Raw genomic sequence first — 21,476 nt, forward strand, 5'->3', positions numbered from 1 at the left:
GCCTATCCTCATTATATATAAGAGTCGCGCGGGCGCCGCCGTTTTCGGTTTTACCGTCGCCGGTTTCCGTTTACCATCGCGCGACTTTATCGAGCGACCCACCAATGACACTCAGCATGACCGCTTTTGCCCGCCGTGGCACCGATACACCCGGCGGTAGCCTCGTTTGGGAGTTGCGTTCCGTCAATCACCGATATCTTGATGTGAGCATGCGTCTACCCGAGGACTTGCGCGCCATCGAAACTGGTGCCCGCGAGACCATCGGCGCCCGTTTGGAACGCGGCAAGATCGAGGTCACGCTCAAGTTTCAGCCACGCGAATCCGTTGCCGGTCTCGCGCTCGACAGCGAAGCCGCTCGCAAACTATTGGCCGCCGCGCGCGATGTCAATGCGCTTGCCGCCGGCCTGGCACCGATTTCCGTGACAGATGTGCTGCGTTGGCCGGGCGTGCTGCGCTCGCCCGGCCTCGATGCCGAAGCGCTCAGCCGCGCCGCGCTTGAGCTGCTCGGGTCGACGCTCGATGAGTTGATCGCTACGCGCATGCGCGAAGGCACCCGTCTGCGCGGCATGCTGGAAGATCGGCTACGGACGATCGGCGATATTCTTGGCCGCTTGGCAACGTTGTTGCCTGAGATCGCCGCCGATTATCGGACGCGACTGGAAGCTCGGCTCGGCGAAATCCGTAACCAGCTGGACACCACGCGCTTGGAGCAAGAGATGGTATTGCACGCCACGCGTAGCGACGTCGCCGAAGAGGTCGACCGTCTGAATGCCCACGTTGCCGAAGTGCAGCGGGTGCTAGGCGGCAAGGGCCAAGTCGGCCGCCGGCTCGATTTCTTGATGCAAGAGCTGAATCGCGAAGCCAATACGCTCGCTTCGAAGTCAGTCGATCTGCGCCAGACCAATGCCGCCGTCGAGCTTAAGGTGTTGATCGAGCAGATGCGCGAGCAAGTGCAGAACATCGAATAATTTGCCCGTCGGTTTTCCGACGCCAGCGCCGGGGTTTCCGGCGTATCCAGTGCTATCTTTGGCATAAGCACCTTGTCGAGAGAGCGGCTTTTCCGCTCTAATGCGCGGCCTGTGCAACCACCAAGACTTATCGTTCTGTCCGCCGCTTCCGGCACTGGTAAAACCAGTCTGGCCGACGCGTTGGTCGAGCGTGTGCCGAATTTGACGCATTCCATTTCGCACACCACGCGGCCGAAACGTCCGGGCGAGCAGCACGGCGTCGATTACTACTTCGTCAGCCCCAGCGAGTTCGAGGCCATGGCCACGGCCGGCGCATTTCTCGAGCACGCCACGGTCTTCGGCAATCGCTACGGCACCACGCGGAGGTTCGTCGACGACATGCTGGCGAGCGGTAAGGGCGTGATCTTCGACATCGACTGGCAGGGTGCGCGTGCCATCAAGCGCGCGTACCCGTCGGCAGTCACCGTTTTTATCCTGCCGCCGTCGCGTGCGGTCTTGGAGAAGCGGTTAAAGGACCGTGGCCAAGACAGCCCCGAGGTTATCGCCCGGCGTATGCAAGCAGCGGTCGATGAAATGAGCCATTATCATGAGTTCGAACATGTCGTTGTAAACGACGAATTTGCTGAAGCGCTGGCGGATATCGAGGCGATTGTCCGCGGTAATCCGAAGGCGTGCCGACCGCTCACCGTGGATATTAATGCCTTGCTGAAGGCTTAAAGACCGTCGCGCCGGTTCGTTGCACGGTCGATCCCGGAATTCCCTAGAAATAAGGCCAACCGGCCAGTAAGATAGCCGTTCCTTTGGAGCCGCGCCTTTCTCCCTCGCCGGTTTCCATCATTATTTAAAGTTAAGTGAGTGAGGTTACGCATGGCCCGCATTACGGTAGAAGATTGCCTGGAAAACGTAGAGAACCGCTTTCAATTGGTGTTGGTCGCCGCCAAGCGCGCGCGCCAATTGGGCATCGGCGCGGAGCCGTGTGTGCCGAAAGAGAACGACAAGCCGACAGTGTTGGCGTTGCGTGAGATCGCCGGCGGGTTCGTGACCAATTCGATTCTGGACGAAGACAGCCCACAGGTCGGATTTGAGGTAGATGACGATTCATCCCAACAAACACCGGCGATCGGCATCCCTGCCGAGCCGGGAGACACCGCCGCGCAATGACGTGGTGGAGGCTCCAGCCCGCAATGCCGCGGCCGAGCCTCGGCGGCGCGGCGAACGTGCCGCCGCCCGAGTTGCACCCACGCGCTTCGAGATCGCCGATCTCTGCGCGTTGCTCAAAACCTATTTAGATCCAAAGGACATTGCCGACGTCACGGCGGCCTACCAATTCGGCGCTAACGCGCACGAAGGTCAGTGTCGTGTCAGCGGCGAGCCGTACATTTCCCATCCGCTCGAAGTCGCGCACATGCTGGCGTCCATGCATATGGACGCGAAGAGCATCATCGCTGCGATCCTGCACGACGTCATTGAAGACACGAAGACAGCGAAGGAGCTGATTGCCGAGATGTTCGGCAAAGACGTCGCCGAGTTAGTCGACGGCGTTTCCAAGATCACTCGCATCGAGTTCCAGAGTCAGGAAGAAGCGCAGGCGGAAAATTTCCGCAAGATGCTGCTGGCGATGGCGAGCGACATCCGCGTCATCCTCATCAAGCTCGCCGACCGGCTGCATAACATGCGCACGCTCGGTTTCTTAGCGCCCGAGCGCCAACGCGCAATCGCGCGCGAGACGCTCGATATCTACGCACCGATTGCCAATCGCCTCGGCGTACGCCAGTGGTCGACCGAGCTCGAAGACCTAGCGATGGCGACGCTCTTTCCGCTGCGTTATCGCATCTTGAACGAGCAAATCCGCAAACGCCGCGCCAATCGCAAGGCAATTGTCGAGAAGATGCGCACGGCGATCACGATGCAGCTCGAACAAGAGGGTGTCACTGCCGAAGTCAGCGGCCGCGAGAAGAACGTTTACAGCATCTATAAAAAGATGCAGCAGAAGAAACTGCCGTTCGATCAGGTGTACGACGTCTATGGGTTCCGCATCATCGTCGATCGAGCCGACACCTGTTATCGCGTGCTCGGCATGTTGCACAGTTTGTACAAGCCGATTCCCGGCCGCTTCAAAGATTACATCGCCATCCCCAAGACCAACGGTTATCAATCGCTACATACCGTTGTGTTCGGCCCGTTCGGCGTGTCGATCGAGTTGCAAATCCGCACGCGAGAGATGCACCGCGTCGCCGACGCCGGCGTCGCCTCGCACTGGCTCTACAAGAGCGGCGAGCCCGGCGGCGACAGCATGCGCGAGCGCGCGCTGCTGTGGTTGAAGGAGCTGCTCGAGATCCAGCAGAAGGCCGGCAACTCGCACGAGTTCCTCGAGCATCTCAAGATCGATCTGTTTCCGGACGAGGTCTACGTGTTCACACCGCACGGCGACATTAAGAAGTTGCCGCGCGGCGCGACGGTTATCGATTTCGCCTACGACGTGCACACTGATATCGGCAACCGCTGCGTCGGCGCCAAGGTGAACCACGAGCAAGTGCCGCTGCGGACCACGCTGAAGAACGGCGACCACGTCGAAATTCTCACGTCCGATGCCAGCTGTCCGAATCCGTCATGGCTCGATTACGTCGTCACCGGCAAGGCGCGTGCGCATATCCGCAGCTTCCTCAAAGGCCGCCAGTTCGGCGGCGCCGTCGAGCTCGGCACGCGGTTACTCGAGCGCGCCTTACAAGACGCCGGTGTCGATGTCGCGACTGTGACCAACGCCCAACGCGATCGCTTGATCGCCAGTCTTAAACTCGCTAACTGGAATCAATTGCTGCACGATATTGGCCTCGGCAATCGCGTGGCGGCGGTTGTCGCCCGCCAGCTGGTGCCGACACCAGAAACTGAAGAATCCGGCTTCGCGCTGACACGCCGCTTCCGTTCGCTACTAAAAGGCAGCGGCGACAAGACGCCGGCGTTGGCGATTCGCGGTACCGAAGGTGTGGTCGTAACGTACGGACGATGTTGCCGGCCGATCCCGGGCGACCCCATTCTCGGCTTTCTGTCCGCCGGTCGCGGCATCGTCATTCACACCGAGGATTGCCGCAACTTAAGCAAATTCCGCAAGCAACCGCAGCAATGGATCGACGTTCGCTGGGAAGAGCACATCGAAAGTGTCTTCCCGGTGTCGATCCGACTCGATGTGCGCAATCAACGCGGCGTGCTCGCCTCGGTCGCCGCTGCTATTGCCGAGCAAGACGCGAACATCGATACCGTTACGTTCGATGACCGCGACGGTAAGTACACGACGATGGAATTCACGGTCGAGGTCAAAGATCGTGTGCACTTGGCGAGTATCATGCGCCGGCTGCGCTCGCTCGATTCGGTCGTGCGCATCAACCGCAAAAAAGCTTAATCCTAACCAACGAAGGAAGTCCCATGTCGAAGAAAGTCATCGCGACCCCTGCCGCGCCTAAAGCCATTGGTACCTATTCCCAGGCGATCCGTGTCGGTGATACGGTTTATCTCTCCGGCCAGATCCCGCTGGTACCCGAGACCATGGAGCTCGAATCCGGTGACATGCGCGCGCAGATCACGCGTGTGTTCGAGAACTTGAAAGCCGTTGCTCGCGCTGCCGGCAGCGACCTCAGCGACATCGTCAAGCTCAACGTTTACTTAACCGACCTCGCCAACTTTCCGTTGGTGAACGAAGTGATGGCGCAATATTTCCCAGAGCCGTATCCGGCGCGCGCCGCCGTCGGTGTTGCGGCGTTGCCGAAGGGTGTGCCGGTCGAGATGGACGCGGTGCTCGTCAGCGCCGCGCGTTCGGCGCCGACGGCGAAGCGCAAGGCGAAAGCAAAAAGCAAAAGCGTTAAGGCCAAAAAGAAGAGCAAGAAACGTTAAGTCACCCGTTTAAGTGAAACGTAGCGTCCCCCTCTCCCCTTGCGGGAGAGGGGAAAGGGGAGAGGGGGCGTAGTAAATTTATTATTTCCCCTCTCCCTTGTTCCCTCTCCCGCCAGGGGAGAGGGAAACTCTTCGATGGCTATCACGGTAAATGGACGTCGCGAAAACTTCCGTCACGGAATTGAAAGGCATCGGCCCGAAGCTGGCCGAGCGCATTGCCAAGCTCGGTCTGCACACCGTGCAGGACGTGCTGTTCTATCTACCGCATCGCTACGAAGACCGCACGCGTCTGACGCCGCTCGGTGCGCTGCGGCCGGGGCGCGAAGCATTGGTCGCCGGCCGTATCGAGCTGGCCGACGTCGTGCTCCGCGGTCGCCGTGCGCTTGTTTGCCGGCTCGATGATGGCACCGGTCATTTGCATCTGCGCTTCTTTTATTTCAACACCGTACAGCGTGAGCAACTCGCGCGTGGACGCCTGTTGCGTTGTTTCGGTGCCGTGCGTTTCGGTCCGGCCGGTTACGAGATGACGCATCCGGAGTACACGCTGTTGCCGGACGATTCGGTACCGCAACCGGAAGATCATCTGACGCCGGTGTACTCGGCCACCGCCGGCGTCAATCAAGGAACGCTACGGCGGTTGGCGCAACAGGCGCTTGAGCGTTATCTCGAACCGATCGTCGATTGGTTGCCGGACGAACTGCTTGCGCCGATGCGCTTGCCTAATCTGCCGGCCGCGCTTATGCACGTGCATCGCCCGCCGCCGGGTGCCGATGTCGCCGCCTTGTTTGCCGGCCGCGATCCGGCGCAACAGCGACTCGCGTTCGAGGAATTGCTGGCTTACTACTTGAGTCTGAAGCGCGTACGCAACCGCATCAAAGCCGAGCGTGCGCCGTCGCTTGCCGGCGGTGGGGCTTTGGTCGAACGGTTGCTGGCGCAATTGCCGTTTACGCTGACGAATGCGCAGCAGCGCGTGTATCAGGAAATTGCTCGCGATCTCGCGCTCGAATCGCCGATGCAACGGTTGGTGCAGGGCGACGTCGGTTCGGGCAAGACCGTGGTTGCCGCCGCCGCCGCGTTGCTCGCGGTCGAAGCCGGATTTCAGGTGGCGTTCATGGCGCCGACCGAATTGCTCGCCGAGCAGCATCTAAAAAATTTGAGCGCTTGGTTGACGCCGCTCGGGATCGACGTGGTCGTGCTATCCGGCCGCGTCACCGGTCGCGCGCGCACGCAGATGGTCGAGACGGTCGCCAGCGGTCGCGCCGCCGTGGTCGTCGGCACGCACGCCTTGTTCCAAGGCGAAGTCAGTTTCGCGCGCTTAGGCTTGATCGTCGTCGACGAGCAGCATCGCTTCGGCGTGCAGCAACGTCTGGCGTTGCGCGCCAAAGGGAATCACGCAGGATTAGCGCCGCATCAGCTCATCATGAGCGCGACCCCGATTCCGCGGACGTTGGCGCAGAGCTTGTATGCCGATCTCGATGTGTCGGTGATCGACGAGTTGCCGCCCGGCCGCAAGCCGATCGACACCGTCGCTGTTCCGGCGACACGCCGACCGGAGGTGGTGCAGCGCATTCGCCAGGCGTGCGCCGCCGGCCGCCAGGCTTATTGGGTGTGTCCGCTGATCGAAGAATCGGAAGTGCTCGATCTCGAAACCGCGACCAGCATGGCGCAAGTCTTGGCAGCGGCCTTGCCCGAGCTCAAGGTCGGTTTGGTGCACGGTCGATTGCGGGCGACGGACAAAGAAAAAATCATGACCGCGTTCAAAGGCGGCGAGCTGCACTTGCTGGTGGCGACCACCGTCATCGAAGTCGGCGTCGACGTGCCGAACGCATCGCTCATGATTGTCGAGAATGCCGAGCGCTTAGGATTATCGCAGCTGCATCAATTGCGTGGCCGCGTCGGTCGCGGTGCGGCGCAGAGTAGTTGCGTGTTGTTGTATCAGCCGCCGCTGTCCGATGTGGCGCACGCGCGTATCGCCGCGTTGCGCGAAACCAGCGATGGCTTCGAAATCGCCAGCCGCGATCTGGAAATGCGCGGTCCCGGCGAATTGCTCGGCACGCGCCAGACCGGCGCCGCCGCGTTTCACATCGCCGATATTGCCCGCGATCGGGCATTGTTGCCCGGTGTCCAGCGGGCCGCTGACGTGCTGCTCGAGCGCTATCCGGAGCGGGTAGAGCCGATCATTCGCCGTTGGCTCGGACAGCGCGAGGAATACGGCGCGGTTTGATAGAAAAATGTGGGGCGGGCTGAAAAGCACTGCCCACCCTCCGGTGACTTTTTGTTAGCATCGTTTCTCTTCACCATCGATTAGAAGTCGTGCACGCCTCATCCAAGAATCTCAAAGAGCCGTTGTGGCGTCCGCATCGTCGCGTTTCGCGCGCGTACGTGCCAGCGCATTTGCGGCCGTGGTTGCTCGATACCGGTTCGCTGACGCAGCGAATCATCGCCGCTTGCGGCGGCGAATTTAGCGTCGTGGTGTTGCGCCAAGCATGGGCGCGACCGATGCGCAACGAAGCGTTACGGCTCGGCTTGCGGCCGGACGCCTATGCCGTGCTGCGCGAAGTGAAGCTCGTTTGTAACGGCCGGCCGTGGGTTTATGCACGCACGATAATTCCGGCGAGTACGCTGACCGGCAGCGAGCGGCGCCTGCACTGGCTGGGATCGCGTTCGCTCGGTGCTGTGCTGTTTGCCGATCCCTCGGTCGCACGCAGCGAGATCGAAGTGGCGCGCGCATTACCTAACGATCGTTTGTATGAACAGGCGACCGCTTTGTTGTCCGAACGGCCAGCGGAAGTGTGGGCGCGGCGGGCGCAATTCACGCTGAAAGGCAAACCGCTGTTGGTCAGCGAGGTTTTCTTGCCGGCGGTCGGTTCGTTTCCGCTGTCATGCAACTGAACGAACGTCTCAAGGACTACGCGCAGTTGATGCGATTGCATCGGCCGATCGGCATTTTCTTGTTGCTGTGGGCGATGCTGTGGGGACTTTGGTTCGCCGCGCAAGGGCGACCGGACGGCCAGGTCTTGTTCGTGTTCGTCGTCGGTGTCGTGCTCATGCGCTCGGCCGGTTGCGTTATCAACGACTACGCCGATCGCGAGTTCGATCCGCATGTCGAGCGCACGCGCGATCGACCGATCGCTGCCGGCCGCGTCCGCCCGCGCGAGGCGCTGGCGCTATTCGTCGTGCTTTGCCTGATCGCATTCGCGTCGGTGTTGACGCTTAATCGACTGACGATTTTGTTGTCGGTCGCCGGCGCCTTTCTCGCCGCCACCTATCCGTTCCTCAAGCGCTATACGCATCTACCGCAGTTTTATCTCGGTGCCGCTTTTGGCTGGTCCATTCCGATGGCGTTCGCGGCACAGACCGGATCGGTGCCGACGTTAGCGTGGGTGCTGTTCGCGGCGAATGTCTGCTGGAGCGTTGCCTACGACACCGCGTATGCCATCGTCGATCGTGAGGACGATCTTCGTGTCGGCGTGAAATCGACGGCGATTTTATTCGGGCGATACGACCGCGCATTGATTGGTGTTTTTCATGTCGGTACATTGATGTTATTGGCGTTGGCCGGAGTCATGAGTGAGAGAGGGCTGCTGTATTATGCAGGTCTTGCCGTCGCCGCTGGACTGGCGGTGTATGAGCAAGCGCTGTTGCGCAGCGGTACGCGCGACAACTGTTTCAAAGCCTTTCTCAATAACCATTGGTTCGGCGCGGCGGTGTTCATTGGCTTGGCGCTCGATTACTACGGATAGAACAATGAAAATTTTCGGCTCACTGACGTCGCCCTATGCCCGTAAGGTCCGCATTCTGATCCTCGAAAAACAATTGTCATGCGAGCTCGTCGTCGCTGATCCGCACGCTGCAGACAGCGTGGTGCCGCAGCACAATCCGCTGGGTTTGGTGCCGGTATTGGTGCGCGACGACGGCGTGACGTTGTTCGATTCGCCGGTGATCGTCGAGTATCTCGACACGCTTAAAGCGCCGGCACTCATCGCCGCTACCGGCGAATCGCGCTGGGCGGCGTTGCGCTGGATGGCATTGGCGGATGGCTTACTCGATATGACGGTGGCGCGCTTAATGGAGTTGCGGCGGCCGACGGCGCAGCAATCGGCGGAAGCGCAGCAGCGCCGCGAACAAAAGATCGTCCGGGCCTTGGCGTTCGCCGAAAAGAATTTAGCTAACCCGTTTCTCATCGATGATCGCTTAACGATGGCCGACATCGCACTGGCGGTCGCGCTCGAATATGTCGACTTCCGTTATCCGCATGATTGGCGCAGTCGACACCCGCGTTTGGCCGAGTGGCTAATGCCGCTGAGCGCACGGCCGACGTTCGTGGAGACGCGCCCACCGAAGTGAGTGCTGCTCGATGACGTTCCTCCTACTGCTCGGTTCGTTACTGCTGATTCTTATCAGCGCTGAAGCTTTTACCAATGGTCTCGAACACGTCGGCGCGCGCTTTAAAATTTCTGAAGGTGTAACCGGCTCGGTCTTCGCTGCCGTCGGTACGGCGATGCCGGAGGCGATGGTGCCGATAGTCGCTGTCTTGTCGACCGCGGCCACGCAGGATGTACGCGAGCAAGTCGGCGTCGGCGCCATTCTTGGCGCACCGTTGATGTTGTCGACAGTCGCTATGTTGCTGATGGGCTTGTTTGCCGCGTTCCGGCGCGGTTGGGCGGGACATTTCCATCCGGAGCACAGTGGATTGCGGCGCGATCTTACTTGGTTCGTCGCCGTATTCTCGTTATCGGCGGCGACCATTTTCGTGCCGCATGAAATGCGACTGACGCGCGCCGCCATTGCGCTGTCGTTGATCGGACTCTACCTTTTTTATTTACTGCTGACGGTGCGTGCCTCCGCTAAGCTCGTTGCCGACGGTCATGGCACCGAGGCCGGTCAGCCGCTGTTGTTGCTGCGCGCGTTCGGTCGTACCGGTGCACCTAGTTCGTTGCCGGTGGAGTTGTTGCAACTGTTGTTAGGATTGGCCGGCATTGTCGGCGGCGCGCATGGTTTTGTGCGTGGTGTCGAGAATCTTTCGGCGACGCTTGGCATTACCGCGCTAACGCTATCGTTGTTGATTATTCCGTTAGCGACCGAGTTACCGGAGAAGGTAAACAGCGTCCTATGGATACGCCGCGGTAAAGATACGCTGGCATTCGGTAACGTCACCGGCGCGATGGTGTTTCAAGGTAGCTTGTTACCGGCGTTGGGAATATTTCTGACGCCGTGGGAGGCGCGGCCGGAAGTGTTGGCAGTGCTCGTGTTAACGTTGTGCGCCAGTCTTTGGTTGCTGCTGATGACCGCGCGCGGCACGTTGCGGCCGTATCATATGTTGTTCAACGGTGCTTGCTATGTCGCTTACATCGTCACGGTGCTGATCTAGTATGACAGTTGATTTTCCGTGTAACTCGCCATTGCTCTTGCCCGGCCCTGTCGGTGCGCTCGAAGTTTTGACCGCGTGTCCGGTCGATCCGCTAGCGACCACCGCGATCATTTGTCATCCTAATTCGCGCGATGGCGGGACCATGCACAACAAAGTTGTGCATACGTTGGCGCGGGCCTTCGGCGATCTTGGCGCGCGTACGGTTCGTTTCAATTTTCGTGGTGTCGGCGCCAGCGTCGGCGAGTATACGCAAGGTCCGGGGGAGACCGAGGACGCGTTGGCCGTGCTCGCCTGGGTGCGTTCTGTTCGGCCGAATGATGAAATCTGGTTGGCCGGCTTTTCCTTCGGTGGATTCGTGGCGTTGTGCGCGGCCGAACGTTTTCCGGTGACGCGTTTGATTCTGGTCGCGCCGGCCGTCGGCGTTTATCGTGAGCTCGGCCCACCGCCAGAACCGCGCGTGCCGTTGTTGATTCTCCAAGGCGAGGAGGATGACATCACGCCGGCCGCCGACCTAAAAAAATGGATCGATCGACTCGAATCGAAACCGACCGTACGCGAGTTTCCGGAGGTCGGGCATTTCTTCCACGGCCGGTTGAACGACCTGCGGGTGGCGGTGCAGGAAGAGATTGGCCCGCAGCTGCGTCGGGAGTAGCAAGCGATGAAAACAATAGTGTTGCTGTCGCTTTCCAATGTCTTCATGACGTTCGCTTGGTACGCGCATCTGAAAGATATGCGTGATAAGCCGTGGATCGTCGCTGCGCTGGTGAGCTGGGGTATCGCCCTGTTCGAATATTTACTGCAGGTGCCGGCTAACCGCGCCGGTTACGGCCAGTTCGATCTTGGGCAGTTGAAGATTATTCAGGAAGTCATTGCGCTGACGGTGTTTGTACCATTCGCCGTCTTGTACATGAAGCAACCGCTGCGGCTCGATTTTCTGTGGGCGGCGTTATGTTTAGTGGGCGCGGTTTACTTCATGTTCCGCACGCCGCTCAGCCAGTCGTAAGCGTCAGCGTACCGGCAATTCCGGGAGTTTGGCGGCGAACATCCGGTCGCGTTCCTGCTGCGTTTCCATTTCCATCGCCGCGTCGACCAACTCGCGCGTGAGATGCGGTGCAAACCATTGGATGAAGTCGTACATGTAACGCCGCAGCACCACGCCGCGACGGAAGGCGATGTGCGAGGTGCTGCTCTCGAACAGCGGCGATGCGTCGACCATGCCGAGGTCTTTGTCTATCGCCGGGTCGTACGCCATCTTGGCCATAATGCCGACGCCAACGCCGAGACGGGCATAGGTCTTGAGGGTGGTGGAGTCGGTGGCAGTGAACACAACGTTCGGCGTCAGCCCCTTATCGGCAAATGCCTGGTCGAGCTTGGAGCGCCCGGTAAAGCCGTAGACATAGGTGACCAGCGGATACTTGGCCAGGGTTTCAAGCGTTACTGGCTCGCCCAGGAGCGGATGACCGACGGGGGCGACGATGCAGCGGTTCCAGTGATAGCACGGCAACGTGACTAGGTCTTCGAACAGTTCCAGCGCCTCGGTCGCGATTGAGAAATCGACTTCGCCGCGCGCCGCTTGCTCGGCGATCTGCATCGGCGTGCCCTGGTGAATGTGTAAGCTGACGTCGGGATAGCGGCCGCGGAACGTCTGGATCGTCGGCGGCAACGCGTAGCAGGCTTGCGTGTGGGTCGTGGCGATCGACAGGCTACCGCGGTTTTGGTCGGCGAATTCCTGTGATAACTCCTTAATATTCCGGACATCCAGTAAAACTTGCTCGGCCCGCTTTATAATGGCGCGGCCGGCCGGGGTGATGTCGACAAAGTGCTTGCCGCTGCGTTTGAAGATCAGCACGCCGAGTTCCTCTTCCAACAACCGGATTTGCTTGCTGATTCCCGGCTGTGAGGTATAAAGGTTGGCGGCCGCGTCGGTGACATTGAGCCCGCAGCGAGCGACTTCACAGATGTATCTAAGTTGCTGTAATTTCATCGTGATATAAATAAATAGTATAAAAATATACTGCATTATTCTTTAATATAGCAGCGACCATTGCTAGAGTTTCAAAGTTATAAAACCCGCCACACGGCCCATTCCCCTATTTATTACGGTGCATAGAGTTATGGATTCACGCTGGAATCTGACCGAACCGACAGAGCTCGACCGGTTCGAAGAAACGGTTAACACCTTCCTTCGCGGTGAGTTAGACCCCGAACGCTTTACGGCTTTTCGCCTGCAACAAGGGGTATACGGCCAACGGCAGACCGGCGTTCATATGGTGCGCATCAAGTTGCCGGGCGGGCGTATCACTCGTCAGCAGTTGATCGCCGTCGCCGAAGTGACCGAGAAGTACGCCAATCACAAGATCGCGCACATCTCCACGCGCCAAGATATCCAACTGCATTACGTCCCGACCGAAAATACGCCGGCATTGCTGCGTCACCTGGCCGGCTACGAGCTGACCACGCGCGAAGCCTGCGGCAATACGGTGCGCAATATCACCGCCTGCCCGATGGCCGGCGTCTGCCCGCGTGAGCATGTCGACATCACCACGCATCTCGAAGGCACGGTGAAGCGTTTCTTGCGGCATCCGCTGACGCAGCACCTGCCACGCAAATTTAAGATGAGCTTCTCCGGCTGCGAGTCCGATTGCGCGCAGGCGATGATGCATGACCTCGGCGTAGTGGCGGTCAAGCAAGACGGCAAGTTTGGTCTGAAAGTGCTGGCCGGTGGTGGGTTAGGCCACAAGCCGCACGAAGCGATCGTCGTCGAGCCGTTCCTGAGCGAACAAGACCTGCTGCCGTGCATCGAGGCCGTGATCGCGTTGCACCATCGTTACTCCGATCGTAAGCGCCGCGCCAAAGCGCGCATCAAGTTCCTGGTCGACAAATTCGGCAAAGAGGGCTTCCTCGAAAAGTATCGCGAAGAATTCGCGCGCACGAAATCGGCGTTCGAGCATCAGGACTATCCGAAGGGCGATTGGAAAACCGGCACCGACGGCCCGGTTTGCGGCGCCGGTGCGCCGCGCAAAGTGATCGCGCAGAAGCAAAAAGGATTGTTCGTATTTCCGATCGCCGCTCCCATCGGCGACCTCACGCCTGAACAGCTGCGCGGTATTGCCGCATTGATGGAGCGCGAAGGCCTCGACGAAATTCGCGCGACGCAAGATCAGAACCTCATGATCCTGAACGTGCCCGAGGCGACTATCCCGCGGTTGCGCGCTGGCTTGAAACCGCTCGCGCTCGGCGAACCGCAGATCGGCGACGACGTCGTCGCTTGCCCCGGCACCTCGACCTGCAAGCTTGGCATCACCTCGTCGAAAATCGTCGGTCAACTGGTCAACGGCGGTCCGCTCGATCTGCGTGTGCGCGTCAGCGGTTGCCATAACAGCTGTGCCCAACCGGATACCGGCGATATCGGCCTCTATGGCGAAGGCCGCCGTTTGTTCGGTAAATTAATTCCGCATTATGTGTTGCAACTCGGCGGCAACGGCATGGCCGGCGGCGCGTTCACGTTCGACGGCCCGGAAATTCCGGCGACGCGCGTGGTCGAAGCGGTGCAGCGCATCAAGGATAAATTCCAGACGGCGCGCAGCGCCAACGAGACGTTCTTCTCGTGGAGCCGGCGCATGGGCGCGGATTATTTCGAAACGCTGTTGGTCGATTTGGCCAAGGTCGAAGAAGCCGATGTCCCGTCGCTGTTATCCGACCACGGCGAGCAGGGCGCCTTCAAGGTGTTGCAGCTCGGCGGCGGCGAGTGCGGCGGTGCCAATCAAGAGCAAGTGTCGGCGTTCTTCTTCGAAGCCGCGTACGAGCGCGATTGCCGCAACAACTTCGCGATTGAGCACAAATACCACGAAGCGTTGGAATGCCTCGAAGCGATTCTGCGGCTGACGGCAAAATCGGTATTGCATGTGACAACGCGCAAGATCGTCGATGCCGAGCTCAGTGTATTGCCGAATTTGATGCAGGAAGCCGTGCCCGATCGGCCGGATTTGGCATCGACGCTACAAGCCGCATTGATCGGTCTGGATACGTTCCGCGCCCACTCAGAAGTCGACACCTACACGCTGGCCGCGGCGCAGATCGACAACTGGATGCGGCTATCGGCCACGTTCTGCGAGTCGCTCGATCCGCTGCTCGATCTGTCGACCTCGGTACCGCGCGAGATGGATCGCGCGCGTGTTATCCCGATTGCGCCGGCACCGTCGGCGCGCATCGCTTAGTCGTTTTTTCCGACAACGGCCGAGGCGCAAGTTCGCCTCGGCCGTTTTTCGTTAAGCCATCTCGCTTCGGCGCGCGGCGCGTTACACTAGCCGTATGACCGATCCTTTCGATTTCGAACGCCGGGACCGTTACGCGGTTATGGGTAACCCCGTGGCGCACAGTAAGTCGCCGGCAATCCACGCACAGTTCGCGCACCAATTCCGCCACCATCTCGAGTACACGGCGATTCAAGTCGATGTTGGCGGCTTGCCGCAAGCAGTGGCGCAATTTCAGGCGGTTGGCGGCAAAGGCCTCAACATCACGGTACCGTTCAAGCTCGACGCATTTCGTTTGGCCGAGCATTTGAGCGATCGCGCCAAGCTCGCCGGCGCCGTGAACACGCTTAAGTTCGACGGTGCCGGCCAGATCTTCGGCGACAATACCGATGGTGCCGGCCTGGTCCATGACATCGAAAAAAATCTAAACGTCGCGCTGAAGGGTAAGCAGATTCTGCTACTTGGTGCCGGCGGCGCCGGCCGCGGCGTGCTTGGGCCGTTACTGAAACATCATCCCGCCCGCATCGTGATCGCCAACCGTACCGTGGTGAAAGCGCGCGAGCTTGCCGACGTGTTCGCCGGTCATGGTCAAGTCGACGGCTGTAGTTTCGACGATCTACGCGGTAAGCACTTCGATATCGTCATTAACGGTACTAGTGCGAGCTTGCAGGGTGAGGTGCCGAATTTGCCGGCAACGCTGTTTGCGCGCGACGCGCTCGCTTACGACATGATGTACGGCGACAAGCCGACACGATTCATGGAGTGGGCGTCGCTGCATGGCGCCGAGCGCGTCAGCGACGGGTTGGGTATGTTAGTGGAGCAGGCGGCGGAGTCGTATTTCATCTGGCGTGGCGTAAGACCGCAGACGCCGGCGGTAATCGCGCTTCTCCGAAACAACGCCTGATTACTTCAGGTAATTGTTCTTCAAATCCACATAGTGCTTGGCCGACTTCGCGAACCAGGCTTTTTCCTGCTCCGTCAACTCGCGCATGCGTCGCGCCGGCCGTCCGACCCATAAGTAACCGCCTTCGAGCTCTTTGCCTTCGGTCACGAGCGAACCGGCGCCGAGCAGTACCCCTTTGCGCAAAATCGCGCCGTCGAGAATCGCCGAGCCCATGCCGATCAGGCACAGGTCTTCGACCGTGCATGCATGCAAGATGCATTGATGACCGACCGTAACGTCATCGCCGATCACCGTCGGTGTTCCCTGGGGCGCATAGGGGTGCGGGCTGGTAACGTGGATAACGGCACCGTCTTGAATATTGGTGCGTGCACCGATGCGGATGTAATTGACGTCGCCGCGGACCGAGCACTGTGGCCAGATCGAAGCGTCGTCGCCGATGACGACGTCGCCGATTATCGCGGCGGATTCGTGTACGAAGGCGGTTTCGGCGATTGCCGGCCGAATGTTTTTGAAGGGTTGAATAGCCATGGAGCGTCGACGTTGGTTTAAGTAAGGTCGTCTACTTTAAAGCCACCGCAAGAAATAAAAAGCCCCTTATTCGCCTTGGCGGGCGCAGCACCTTCCCTAAGCACCCCCTAATTTTCGCCGGTCCATAATCCCATCCAGCGGTTCTTACCATTGCGCCCGATTTTTTGTACTAGTGTTAAGGAATTGCCGCTGACTCGCACTATATTGTTAGCTTAAGCGAAATCGCCACGTTCGACCTTGGTTCTTACCCGCAAGACGGAGTGGAATGCACGTCGCGTCCGAATATGCGCCTGGAGATCGAGGTCAAGCTGTAATCAGGAGTTGTTCTCACCTTCAACCAACGACAAGGAGACTTTGATGAAGATCAGATCAGGCGTGGCGATTGCGACGACGGCGGCACTGTTGTTCGCCGTCGGTGTTACGACGACGACCGTCGCTCATGCCGCCAGCGCGAAGGTCAAATGTTCCGGCATCAATAGCTGCAAAGGAACATCCGAATGTAAGACGGCGTCCAACGCTTGTAAGGGTCAGAACACCTGCAAAGGCCACGGTTGGGTAAACGCGAAGTCCACCAAAGAATGCGAAGAGAAGGGCGGGAAAGTCATTAAATAGCAGAATGCATCGGCCGGTTAGCGACGCTAGCCGGCCGATTTCTAAGAAAATTTCCGTTGGCGTTTAACTATCAGACCGTTCTGGCTGGCAAAGTACGTCGCCGGCTCTCCCGTGTTTTCATCCGATAAATTCTTCGGCTGCTTGCCTGTTTTATCGTCCGTCACATTCTTGCTTCAGTTTGATGGAGCGCTTCGCCACGGTATCTTTAAGAAGCTAGCTCCCGCCGGAAGAATATTTAATGATAGTTCTTTAAGGTGAAGGGACGACCGAAGAGGCAATATGGCAACGACACCGACCGACTATCGAGCGATTACCGAACGCCAGCAAGCGATGTGGGCGACCGGCGACTATCACGAGATCGCACGCCAAATGATGTCGGCGAGCGATGCGTTGTGTACGGCACTCGATCTGCATGCCGGGCAGCGCGTGTTGGACGTCGCCTGCGGCAGCGGCAACACCGCGCTGAGCGCGGCGCGGCGTTACTGCGAGGTGACGGGGATCGACTACGTGCCGGCGCTCCTCGAACGCGCCAAAGCGCGCGCGGCGGCGGAAGGAGTGACGGTCGATTTTCGTGTGGCTGATGCGCAGGCGCTGCCGTTTGCCGATGCCAGCTTCGACGTGGTGCTATCGGTGTTTGGCGTGATGTTCGCGCCGGATCAGGAACGTGCCGCCCGCGAGCTGCTGCGCGTCTGCCGGCCGGGTGGGAAAATCGGTTTGGTCTGTTGGATGCCGGAAGCGTTCGGCGGCGAATTCTTCACAGTGCACGCGCGGTATTTGCCGGCGCCGCCTGAGGTCAAGCCGGCGATTCGTTGGGGCACAGCGGTAGGGCTCGATGAATTACTGCGGGCCGGCGTCAGCTCAATGCAGCACGAACGGCGATCGCTGTTCGAGTACTATCGCTCGACCGATCATGCGGTCGATGTCTTTCGCGCGTACTTCGGTCCGACGCGGTGGGCACTGGAAAAGAGCGACGCGCAAACGCAGACCGATTTGCACCGGGACCTCGCCGCCGTATTCAACCGTTATAACCGCGCTACCGACGGCACGATGATGCTCGAAGCCGAGTACCTGCAAACGATTGCTACACGCTCGTCTCGTTGACGTCTTAGACCAGACGCCAAATCAACGGCGGTTCGCTCAGCGCCGCCAGCTGCTGCTTAAGCGCCAAAATTTGTTCTTCCCAATAGCGGCGCGCGGCGAACCACGGGAAGCTGCGCGGAAACGCCGGATCGTCCCAGCGGCTCGCGAGCCAAGCGCCGTAGCGCAGCATGCGTAAGGTCCGCAGCGGCTCGATCAAACGCAGCTCGGTCGGATCGAAGTCGTGGAACTCGACGTAGCCATTCAGGTAATCGGCCAACGTCGATTCCATTTCCTCACGCTCGGCACCGAGCATCATCCACAGATCTTGAATCGCCGGCGCCGCCAGGCAATCGTCGAAGTCGACCAAGATCGGACCGTTAGCGCCCCAGAGAATATTGCCGAGATGGCAATCGCCGTGCGATCGAATCCAGGCGACATCGCCGACTTCGCGGAAAATTTCGTCGAGCATCGGCAGTAGCATTTCGGTCACGCGGAAATACGGCTCGCGCAGCTCGTCCGGAATAAACGCGGTTTGCGCCAATAACGCGACCGACTTGCGACCGTACTCCTCGACCGTCAACCGCGGCCGATGTTGGAACGGTTCGGCCTGGCCGATTAAATGCAACCGGCCCATGTAGCGGCCGAGCAGTTTGCGATCATCGGCGGTGTTAAGCTCAGGCGTGCGTCCGCGGGCCCACGGAAATAGCGCGAAGCGAAAGCCGGCATGCTCGTGCAGCGTGCGGCCGTCAGTGTGTATCAACGGTGCGACGGCGGGGATCTCATGATCGGCCAATAGTTGGGCGAAGGCGTGCTCTTCGAGAATCGCCGCGTCGGTCCAGCGGCCCGGCCGATAAAATTTGGCGACCACCGGCTCGCCGTCGTCGACATTCACGCGATACACGCGATTTTCGTAGCTGTTCAGCGCCAGTAGCGCGCCGGTGCAGCGATCGCCAAAGGTTTCAACCGCGTCGAGAATGGTCTCCGGTGTCAGCGCGTCGTAGGGGTGAGCCGGGTCAGTAGCGAAGACACTTAACGTGTCTTCGCCCGGCGAACGCCCGTACACGGAAGTACGGGCCGGGGTATCTTTAGGGCGATTATGTTCCGCCATGGACGGCAGCTCCGGCTTATCTAACGACGACGAAGGCATGCTACATTACTCGCACCGCGGTTTCGCATGCTTATTCCTCTGCTATGGAACGCTCACACACTACCAACCCTTTACTCGATATTTCCGGTCTGCCGCGCTTCAGCGCGATTCTTCCCGAACATGTTGGTCCGGCGTTGGATCAACTGCTCGCCGAAAATCGGCGCGAACGCGAACGGCTGCTGTCCGCCAACTCGTCCTACACCTGGGCCAACTTCGCTGGGCCAATGGAGGACATGCAGGAACGACTGCAGCGTGTGTGGTCGCCGGTGGTCCATCTAAATTCCGTCGTCAATAACGAGGCTTTGCGTAGCGCTTACAACGCCGCCGTGCCGCGTATCACCGATTACTCGACCGAATTGGCGCAAGACGAGCGCCTGTACCGAGCGTATCGCGCGATTGCTAACGGTCCCGAGTTCCAGCAGCTGTCGCCGGCGCAGCGCAAGATCATCGAAAATACGCTGCGCGATTTTCGTTTGTCCGGTGCCGAGCTGTCGCCAAAAGATAAAAATCGTTTTCGCGAGATTCAAACCGAATTGTCGATGCTGGCGAGCCAGTTCTCCGAGAACGTGCTCGACGCCACACAAGCGTGGGAACTCGTGTTGACCGATCCGAAAGATGTCGCCGGTTTGCCGCCGTCGGCGATGGCGATGGCACGTCAAGCGGCCGAGCGCGAGCAGAAGAACGGTTACAAGTTCGGGCTCGATGCGCCGTCGTACATGGCGTTCATGTCGTACGCCGACAATCGCGCGCTCCGGCAAAAGATGTACGAGGCTTACAACACCCGCGCCAGTGAGCTGGGGCCGAACGCCGGTCAATGGAATAACGGTCCGCTCATCGTTCAATTACTGAAGCTGCGTCGCGAAGAAGCGCGTTTGCTGGGTTTCGATAATTACGCCGAGTACGCGCTGCAAACCCGCATGGCGAAGACCGTGCCGCAGGTGCTCGAATTTCTGCAAGAGTTGGTCACACCGTCGCGGCCGGCCGGGTTGCGCGATTTGGAAGATCTAAAGGCCTATGCGCGCAGCGAGCATGGCCTGAGCGATCTCGCGGCGTGGGATGTGGCGTATTACTCCGAGAAATTACGGGCGCATCGGTATTCGTTCACGCAAGAAGAGTTGCGGCCGTACTTCCCGGAAAACCGTGTCGTGCCGGGTATGTTCGAAGTCGTCCGGCGCTTGTACGGACTGTCGATTCGCGCGGTCGAAGATGTCGAAACTTGGCATCCTGAAGTGCGTTTCTACGAGATCCGCGATGAGGCCGGCGAGGTGCGCGGTCGCTTCTACATCGATTTGTACGCGCGCGCTCATAAGCGCGGCGGTGCTTGGATGGACGATTGCATCAGCCGTCGGCAACGCGGCGGCGACGTGCAAGTGCCGGTGGCATATCTCGTATGTAACTTCACGCCACCGGTCGATGGTCGGCCGGCATTGTTTACGCACGATGAAGTGAACACGCTGTTCCATGAGTTCGGCCACGGCCTGCACCACATGCTGACCAAGGTCGACTACGTCGGCGTCTCCGGCATCAACGGCGTGGCGTGGGACGCCGTCGAGTTGCCGAGTCAGTTTATGGAGAACTGGTGTTGGGAACGCGAAGCGCTCGATCTCATCAGCGCGCATTACCAGACCGGCGAACACTTGCCGGCGGCGCTGTACGAAAAAATGCGGGCGGCGCAAAACTTCCAATCGGGAATGCAATTCGCGCGTCAGCTCGAGTTCGCGCTGTTCGACATGCGCCTGCACGCCGATTTCGATCCGGCCGGCACGCGCACCGTGCAGCAGCTGCTCGACGAGGTACGGCGCGAGGTGGCAGTCATCATTCCGCCGCCGATCAACCGCTTTCAAAACAGCTTCAGTCACATTTTTGCCGGCGGTTACGCCGCCGGTTATTACAGCTACAAGTGGGCCGAGGTGTTATCGGCCGACGCCTTCAGCAAGTTCGAAGAAAACGGCGTGTTCGATCGCCGCACCGGCCTCGAATTCCTGCACAACATTTTGGAGCAGGGCGGCGTGCGCGAGCCGATGGAGCTGTTCGTCAATTTCCGCGGGCGTGAGCCGTCGATCGAGCCATTGTTGCGACATTCCGGGCTCGCGGTTTAAGACGATGCGCTTGCGCTGGTTACTTGCCGCTGCCGTGTTGGCGCCAACCGCAGTGTTCGCCGAGACGGTATACGTGATCGACCGTCTAACCGTGCCTTTGCGCGCCGAGCCGACCGCGACCGCGGCGATACTGGCGACCGCCGACACCGGCGATGCGCTGGAAGTCATCGGTCGTGACGGTGTCTCGGTGCAAGTGCGCGACAGCCACGGCGTCGAGGGCTGGATCGAAGCGTCGCTACTGTTGCCGCAACCACCGGCGGCGGCGCCGTTGAAGCTACTGCGCGCCGAGCTCGAACGTACCCGTACCCAGCTCGTCGCCGCGCAAGCCTTGATCGACCAAGGTCACATGACAACGGCACCGAGTACGGAAGCGCTGCAAGAGGAATTGACCGCCGCCCGTGCCCAATTGGCACGTACCCGCGCCGAACTGACGCAACGCGACATGGCGCTCGCCGGCGCATCTCCTGGCGTTGTTCCGCCGGTTCCCACCGCACCGGCCGCTAGTCGGTTCAGCCTTATTTGGCTAATAGCGAGCTTTGCTATGCTAGTAATAGGTTTTATCGGCGGGGTTATTTGGGTGCGCGAATCGATCCGCCGGCGCATGGGCGGAATGTACTTGAGGATCTAGC

General features: G+C 59.8%; 21 protein-coding genes. 18 read left to right on the top strand and 3 right to left on the bottom strand.

Annotation, left to right across the window (positions count from 1 at the left end):
- The first annotated feature begins 104 nt into the window (after nt 1–104).
- The 12 genes from HY308_10910 to HY308_10965 all read left to right on the top strand — a co-directional run bounded on the left by HY308_10910 (nt 105) and on the right by HY308_10965 (nt 11,227).
- Nucleotides 105–968, top strand: a complete 864-nt coding sequence (locus tag HY308_10910; GenBank protein ID MBI3898792.1) for a YicC family protein — start codon at nt 105–107, stop codon at nt 966–968.
- 111 nt (nt 969–1,079) lie between these two features.
- On the top strand, nt 1,080–1,685 hold the full coding sequence (gmk, locus tag HY308_10915; protein MBI3898793.1) for a guanylate kinase: 606 nt from the start codon (nt 1,080–1,082) through the stop codon (nt 1,683–1,685).
- A gap of 150 nt (nt 1,686–1,835) precedes the next feature.
- Nucleotides 1,836–2,129: a DNA-directed RNA polymerase subunit omega gene (rpoZ, locus tag HY308_10920; GenBank protein ID MBI3898794.1), complete on the top strand. Its 294-nt coding sequence runs from the start codon at nt 1,836–1,838 to the stop codon at nt 2,127–2,129.
- Entirely contained in the window at nt 2,059–4,365 is a 2,307-nt protein-coding gene (locus tag HY308_10925) for a bifunctional (p)ppGpp synthetase/guanosine-3',5'-bis(diphosphate) 3'-pyrophosphohydrolase (protein MBI3898795.1), read from the top strand. The genes rpoZ and HY308_10925 overlap by 71 nt, the downstream gene beginning before the upstream one ends.
- 23 nt (nt 4,366–4,388) lie before the next feature.
- On the top strand, nt 4,389–4,853 hold the full coding sequence (locus HY308_10930) for a RidA family protein (GenBank protein MBI3898796.1): 465 nt from the start codon (nt 4,389–4,391) through the stop codon (nt 4,851–4,853).
- 151 nt (nt 4,854–5,004) lie between these two features.
- Nucleotides 5,005–7,077 (top strand): ATP-dependent DNA helicase RecG, encoded by a 2,073-nt coding sequence (gene recG, locus HY308_10935; GenBank protein ID MBI3898797.1) that lies wholly within the window; start codon nt 5,005–5,007, stop codon nt 7,075–7,077.
- Nucleotides 7,078–7,166: 89 nt separating this feature from the next.
- Complete coding sequence (locus HY308_10940) at nt 7,167–7,745, top strand: chorismate lyase (GenBank protein ID MBI3898798.1); 579 nt, start codon at nt 7,167–7,169, stop codon at nt 7,743–7,745.
- Entirely contained in the window at nt 7,736–8,596 is an 861-nt protein-coding gene (gene ubiA / locus HY308_10945; protein MBI3898799.1) for a 4-hydroxybenzoate octaprenyltransferase, read from the top strand. Before HY308_10940 ends, ubiA begins: the two co-directional genes overlap by 10 nt.
- 4 nt (nt 8,597–8,600) lie before the next feature.
- Complete coding sequence (locus HY308_10950) at nt 8,601–9,200, top strand: glutathione S-transferase N-terminal domain-containing protein (protein MBI3898800.1); 600 nt, start codon at nt 8,601–8,603, stop codon at nt 9,198–9,200.
- 10 nt (nt 9,201–9,210) lie between these two features.
- Entirely contained in the window at nt 9,211–10,224 is a 1,014-nt protein-coding gene (locus HY308_10955; protein MBI3898801.1) for a sodium:calcium antiporter, read from the top strand.
- Nucleotide 10,225: 1 nt separating this feature from the next.
- Complete coding sequence (locus HY308_10960; GenBank protein MBI3898802.1) at nt 10,226–10,876, top strand: alpha/beta fold hydrolase; 651 nt, start codon at nt 10,226–10,228, stop codon at nt 10,874–10,876.
- Between the two features lie 6 nt (nt 10,877–10,882).
- On the top strand, nt 10,883–11,227 hold the full coding sequence (locus HY308_10965; protein ID MBI3898803.1) for a DMT family protein: 345 nt from the start codon (nt 10,883–10,885) through the stop codon (nt 11,225–11,227).
- A gap of 3 nt (nt 11,228–11,230) precedes the next feature.
- Here HY308_10965 and cysB read toward each other — a convergent pair whose 3' ends face one another.
- Nucleotides 11,231–12,208 (bottom strand): HTH-type transcriptional regulator CysB, encoded by a 978-nt coding sequence (gene cysB, locus HY308_10970; protein ID MBI3898804.1) that lies wholly within the window; start codon nt 12,206–12,208, stop codon nt 11,231–11,233.
- A gap of 130 nt (nt 12,209–12,338) precedes the next feature.
- Here cysB and HY308_10975 point away from each other — a divergent pair, with 130 nt between their 5' ends.
- Both HY308_10975 and aroE read left to right on the top strand, forming a co-directional pair.
- Nucleotides 12,339–14,441, top strand: coding sequence for a nitrite/sulfite reductase (locus HY308_10975; GenBank protein ID MBI3898805.1), 2,103 nt, complete (start codon nt 12,339–12,341; stop codon nt 14,439–14,441).
- 94 nt (nt 14,442–14,535) lie between these two features.
- Nucleotides 14,536–15,381, top strand: a complete 846-nt coding sequence (gene aroE / locus HY308_10980; GenBank protein MBI3898806.1) for a shikimate dehydrogenase — start codon at nt 14,536–14,538, stop codon at nt 15,379–15,381.
- On the opposite strand, the gene HY308_10985 is transcribed toward aroE, so the two are convergent.
- Nucleotides 15,382–15,909 (bottom strand): gamma carbonic anhydrase family protein, encoded by a 528-nt coding sequence (locus tag HY308_10985; GenBank protein MBI3898807.1) that lies wholly within the window; start codon nt 15,907–15,909, stop codon nt 15,382–15,384. It abuts the gene before it with no gap.
- Between the two features lie 357 nt (nt 15,910–16,266).
- Here HY308_10985 and HY308_10990 point away from each other — a divergent pair, with 357 nt between their 5' ends.
- Complete coding sequence (locus HY308_10990; protein ID MBI3898808.1) at nt 16,267–16,521, top strand: hypothetical protein; 255 nt, start codon at nt 16,267–16,269, stop codon at nt 16,519–16,521.
- Between the two features lie 279 nt (nt 16,522–16,800).
- The gene (locus HY308_10995; protein ID MBI3898809.1) at nt 16,801–17,622 is read left to right on the top strand and encodes a methyltransferase domain-containing protein; all 822 of its coding nucleotides are present in this window, start codon (nt 16,801–16,803) and stop codon (nt 17,620–17,622) included.
- A gap of 4 nt (nt 17,623–17,626) precedes the next feature.
- Here the strand turns inward: HY308_10995 and HY308_11000 are convergent, their stop codons facing one another.
- The gene (locus tag HY308_11000; GenBank protein MBI3898810.1) at nt 17,627–18,709 is read right to left on the bottom strand and encodes a serine/threonine protein kinase; all 1,083 of its coding nucleotides are present in this window, start codon (nt 18,707–18,709) and stop codon (nt 17,627–17,629) included.
- Between the two features lie 83 nt (nt 18,710–18,792).
- Here HY308_11000 and prlC point away from each other — a divergent pair, with 83 nt between their 5' ends.
- Together prlC and HY308_11010 are read left to right on the top strand one after the other, a co-directional pair.
- Nucleotides 18,793–20,847, top strand: a complete 2,055-nt coding sequence (prlC, locus tag HY308_11005; protein ID MBI3898811.1) for an oligopeptidase A — start codon at nt 18,793–18,795, stop codon at nt 20,845–20,847.
- A 4-nt stretch (nt 20,848–20,851) separates the two neighbouring features.
- The gene (locus HY308_11010; GenBank protein MBI3898812.1) at nt 20,852–21,475 is read left to right on the top strand and encodes an SH3 domain-containing protein; all 624 of its coding nucleotides are present in this window, start codon (nt 20,852–20,854) and stop codon (nt 21,473–21,475) included.
- Nucleotide 21,476 lies beyond the last annotated feature (1 nt).

The organism is Gammaproteobacteria bacterium (assembly GCA_016199745.1).
GTDB lineage: Bacteria > Pseudomonadota > Gammaproteobacteria > Acidiferrobacterales > Sulfurifustaceae > JACQFZ01.

Bases quoted from the DNA above. Each gene is read 5' to 3' on its own strand.
- HY308_10930 (MBI3898796.1), top strand. From the start codon at position 4,389: ATGTCGAAGAAAGTCATCGCGACCCCTGCCGCGCCTAAAGCCATTGGT.
- HY308_11000 (MBI3898810.1), bottom strand. From the start codon at position 18,709: ATGGCGGAACATAATCGCCCTAAAGATACCCCGGCCCGTACTTCCGTG.
- rpoZ (MBI3898794.1), top strand. From the start codon at position 1,836: ATGGCCCGCATTACGGTAGAAGATTGCCTGGAAAACGTAGAGAACCGC.
- prlC (MBI3898811.1), top strand. From the start codon at position 18,793: ATGGAACGCTCACACACTACCAACCCTTTACTCGATATTTCCGGTCTG.
- HY308_10950 (MBI3898800.1), top strand. From the start codon at position 8,601: ATGAAAATTTTCGGCTCACTGACGTCGCCCTATGCCCGTAAGGTCCGC.
- HY308_10960 (MBI3898802.1), top strand. From the start codon at position 10,226: ATGACAGTTGATTTTCCGTGTAACTCGCCATTGCTCTTGCCCGGCCCT.
- HY308_11010 (MBI3898812.1), top strand. From the start codon at position 20,852: ATGCGCTTGCGCTGGTTACTTGCCGCTGCCGTGTTGGCGCCAACCGCA.
- aroE (MBI3898806.1), top strand. From the start codon at position 14,536: ATGACCGATCCTTTCGATTTCGAACGCCGGGACCGTTACGCGGTTATG.
- HY308_10990 (MBI3898808.1), top strand. From the start codon at position 16,267: ATGAAGATCAGATCAGGCGTGGCGATTGCGACGACGGCGGCACTGTTG.
- ubiA (MBI3898799.1), top strand. From the start codon at position 7,736: ATGCAACTGAACGAACGTCTCAAGGACTACGCGCAGTTGATGCGATTG.
- HY308_10985 (MBI3898807.1), bottom strand. From the start codon at position 15,909: ATGGCTATTCAACCCTTCAAAAACATTCGGCCGGCAATCGCCGAAACC.
- HY308_10975 (MBI3898805.1), top strand. From the start codon at position 12,339: ATGGATTCACGCTGGAATCTGACCGAACCGACAGAGCTCGACCGGTTC.
- HY308_10995 (MBI3898809.1), top strand. From the start codon at position 16,801: ATGGCAACGACACCGACCGACTATCGAGCGATTACCGAACGCCAGCAA.
- HY308_10965 (MBI3898803.1), top strand. From the start codon at position 10,883: ATGAAAACAATAGTGTTGCTGTCGCTTTCCAATGTCTTCATGACGTTC.
- cysB (MBI3898804.1), bottom strand. From the start codon at position 12,208: ATGAAATTACAGCAACTTAGATACATCTGTGAAGTCGCTCGCTGCGGG.
- HY308_10910 (MBI3898792.1), top strand. From the start codon at position 105: ATGACACTCAGCATGACCGCTTTTGCCCGCCGTGGCACCGATACACCC.
- HY308_10925 (MBI3898795.1), top strand. From the start codon at position 2,059: ATGACGATTCATCCCAACAAACACCGGCGATCGGCATCCCTGCCGAGC.
- HY308_10955 (MBI3898801.1), top strand. From the start codon at position 9,211: ATGACGTTCCTCCTACTGCTCGGTTCGTTACTGCTGATTCTTATCAGC.
- recG (MBI3898797.1), top strand. From the start codon at position 5,005: ATGGACGTCGCGAAAACTTCCGTCACGGAATTGAAAGGCATCGGCCCG.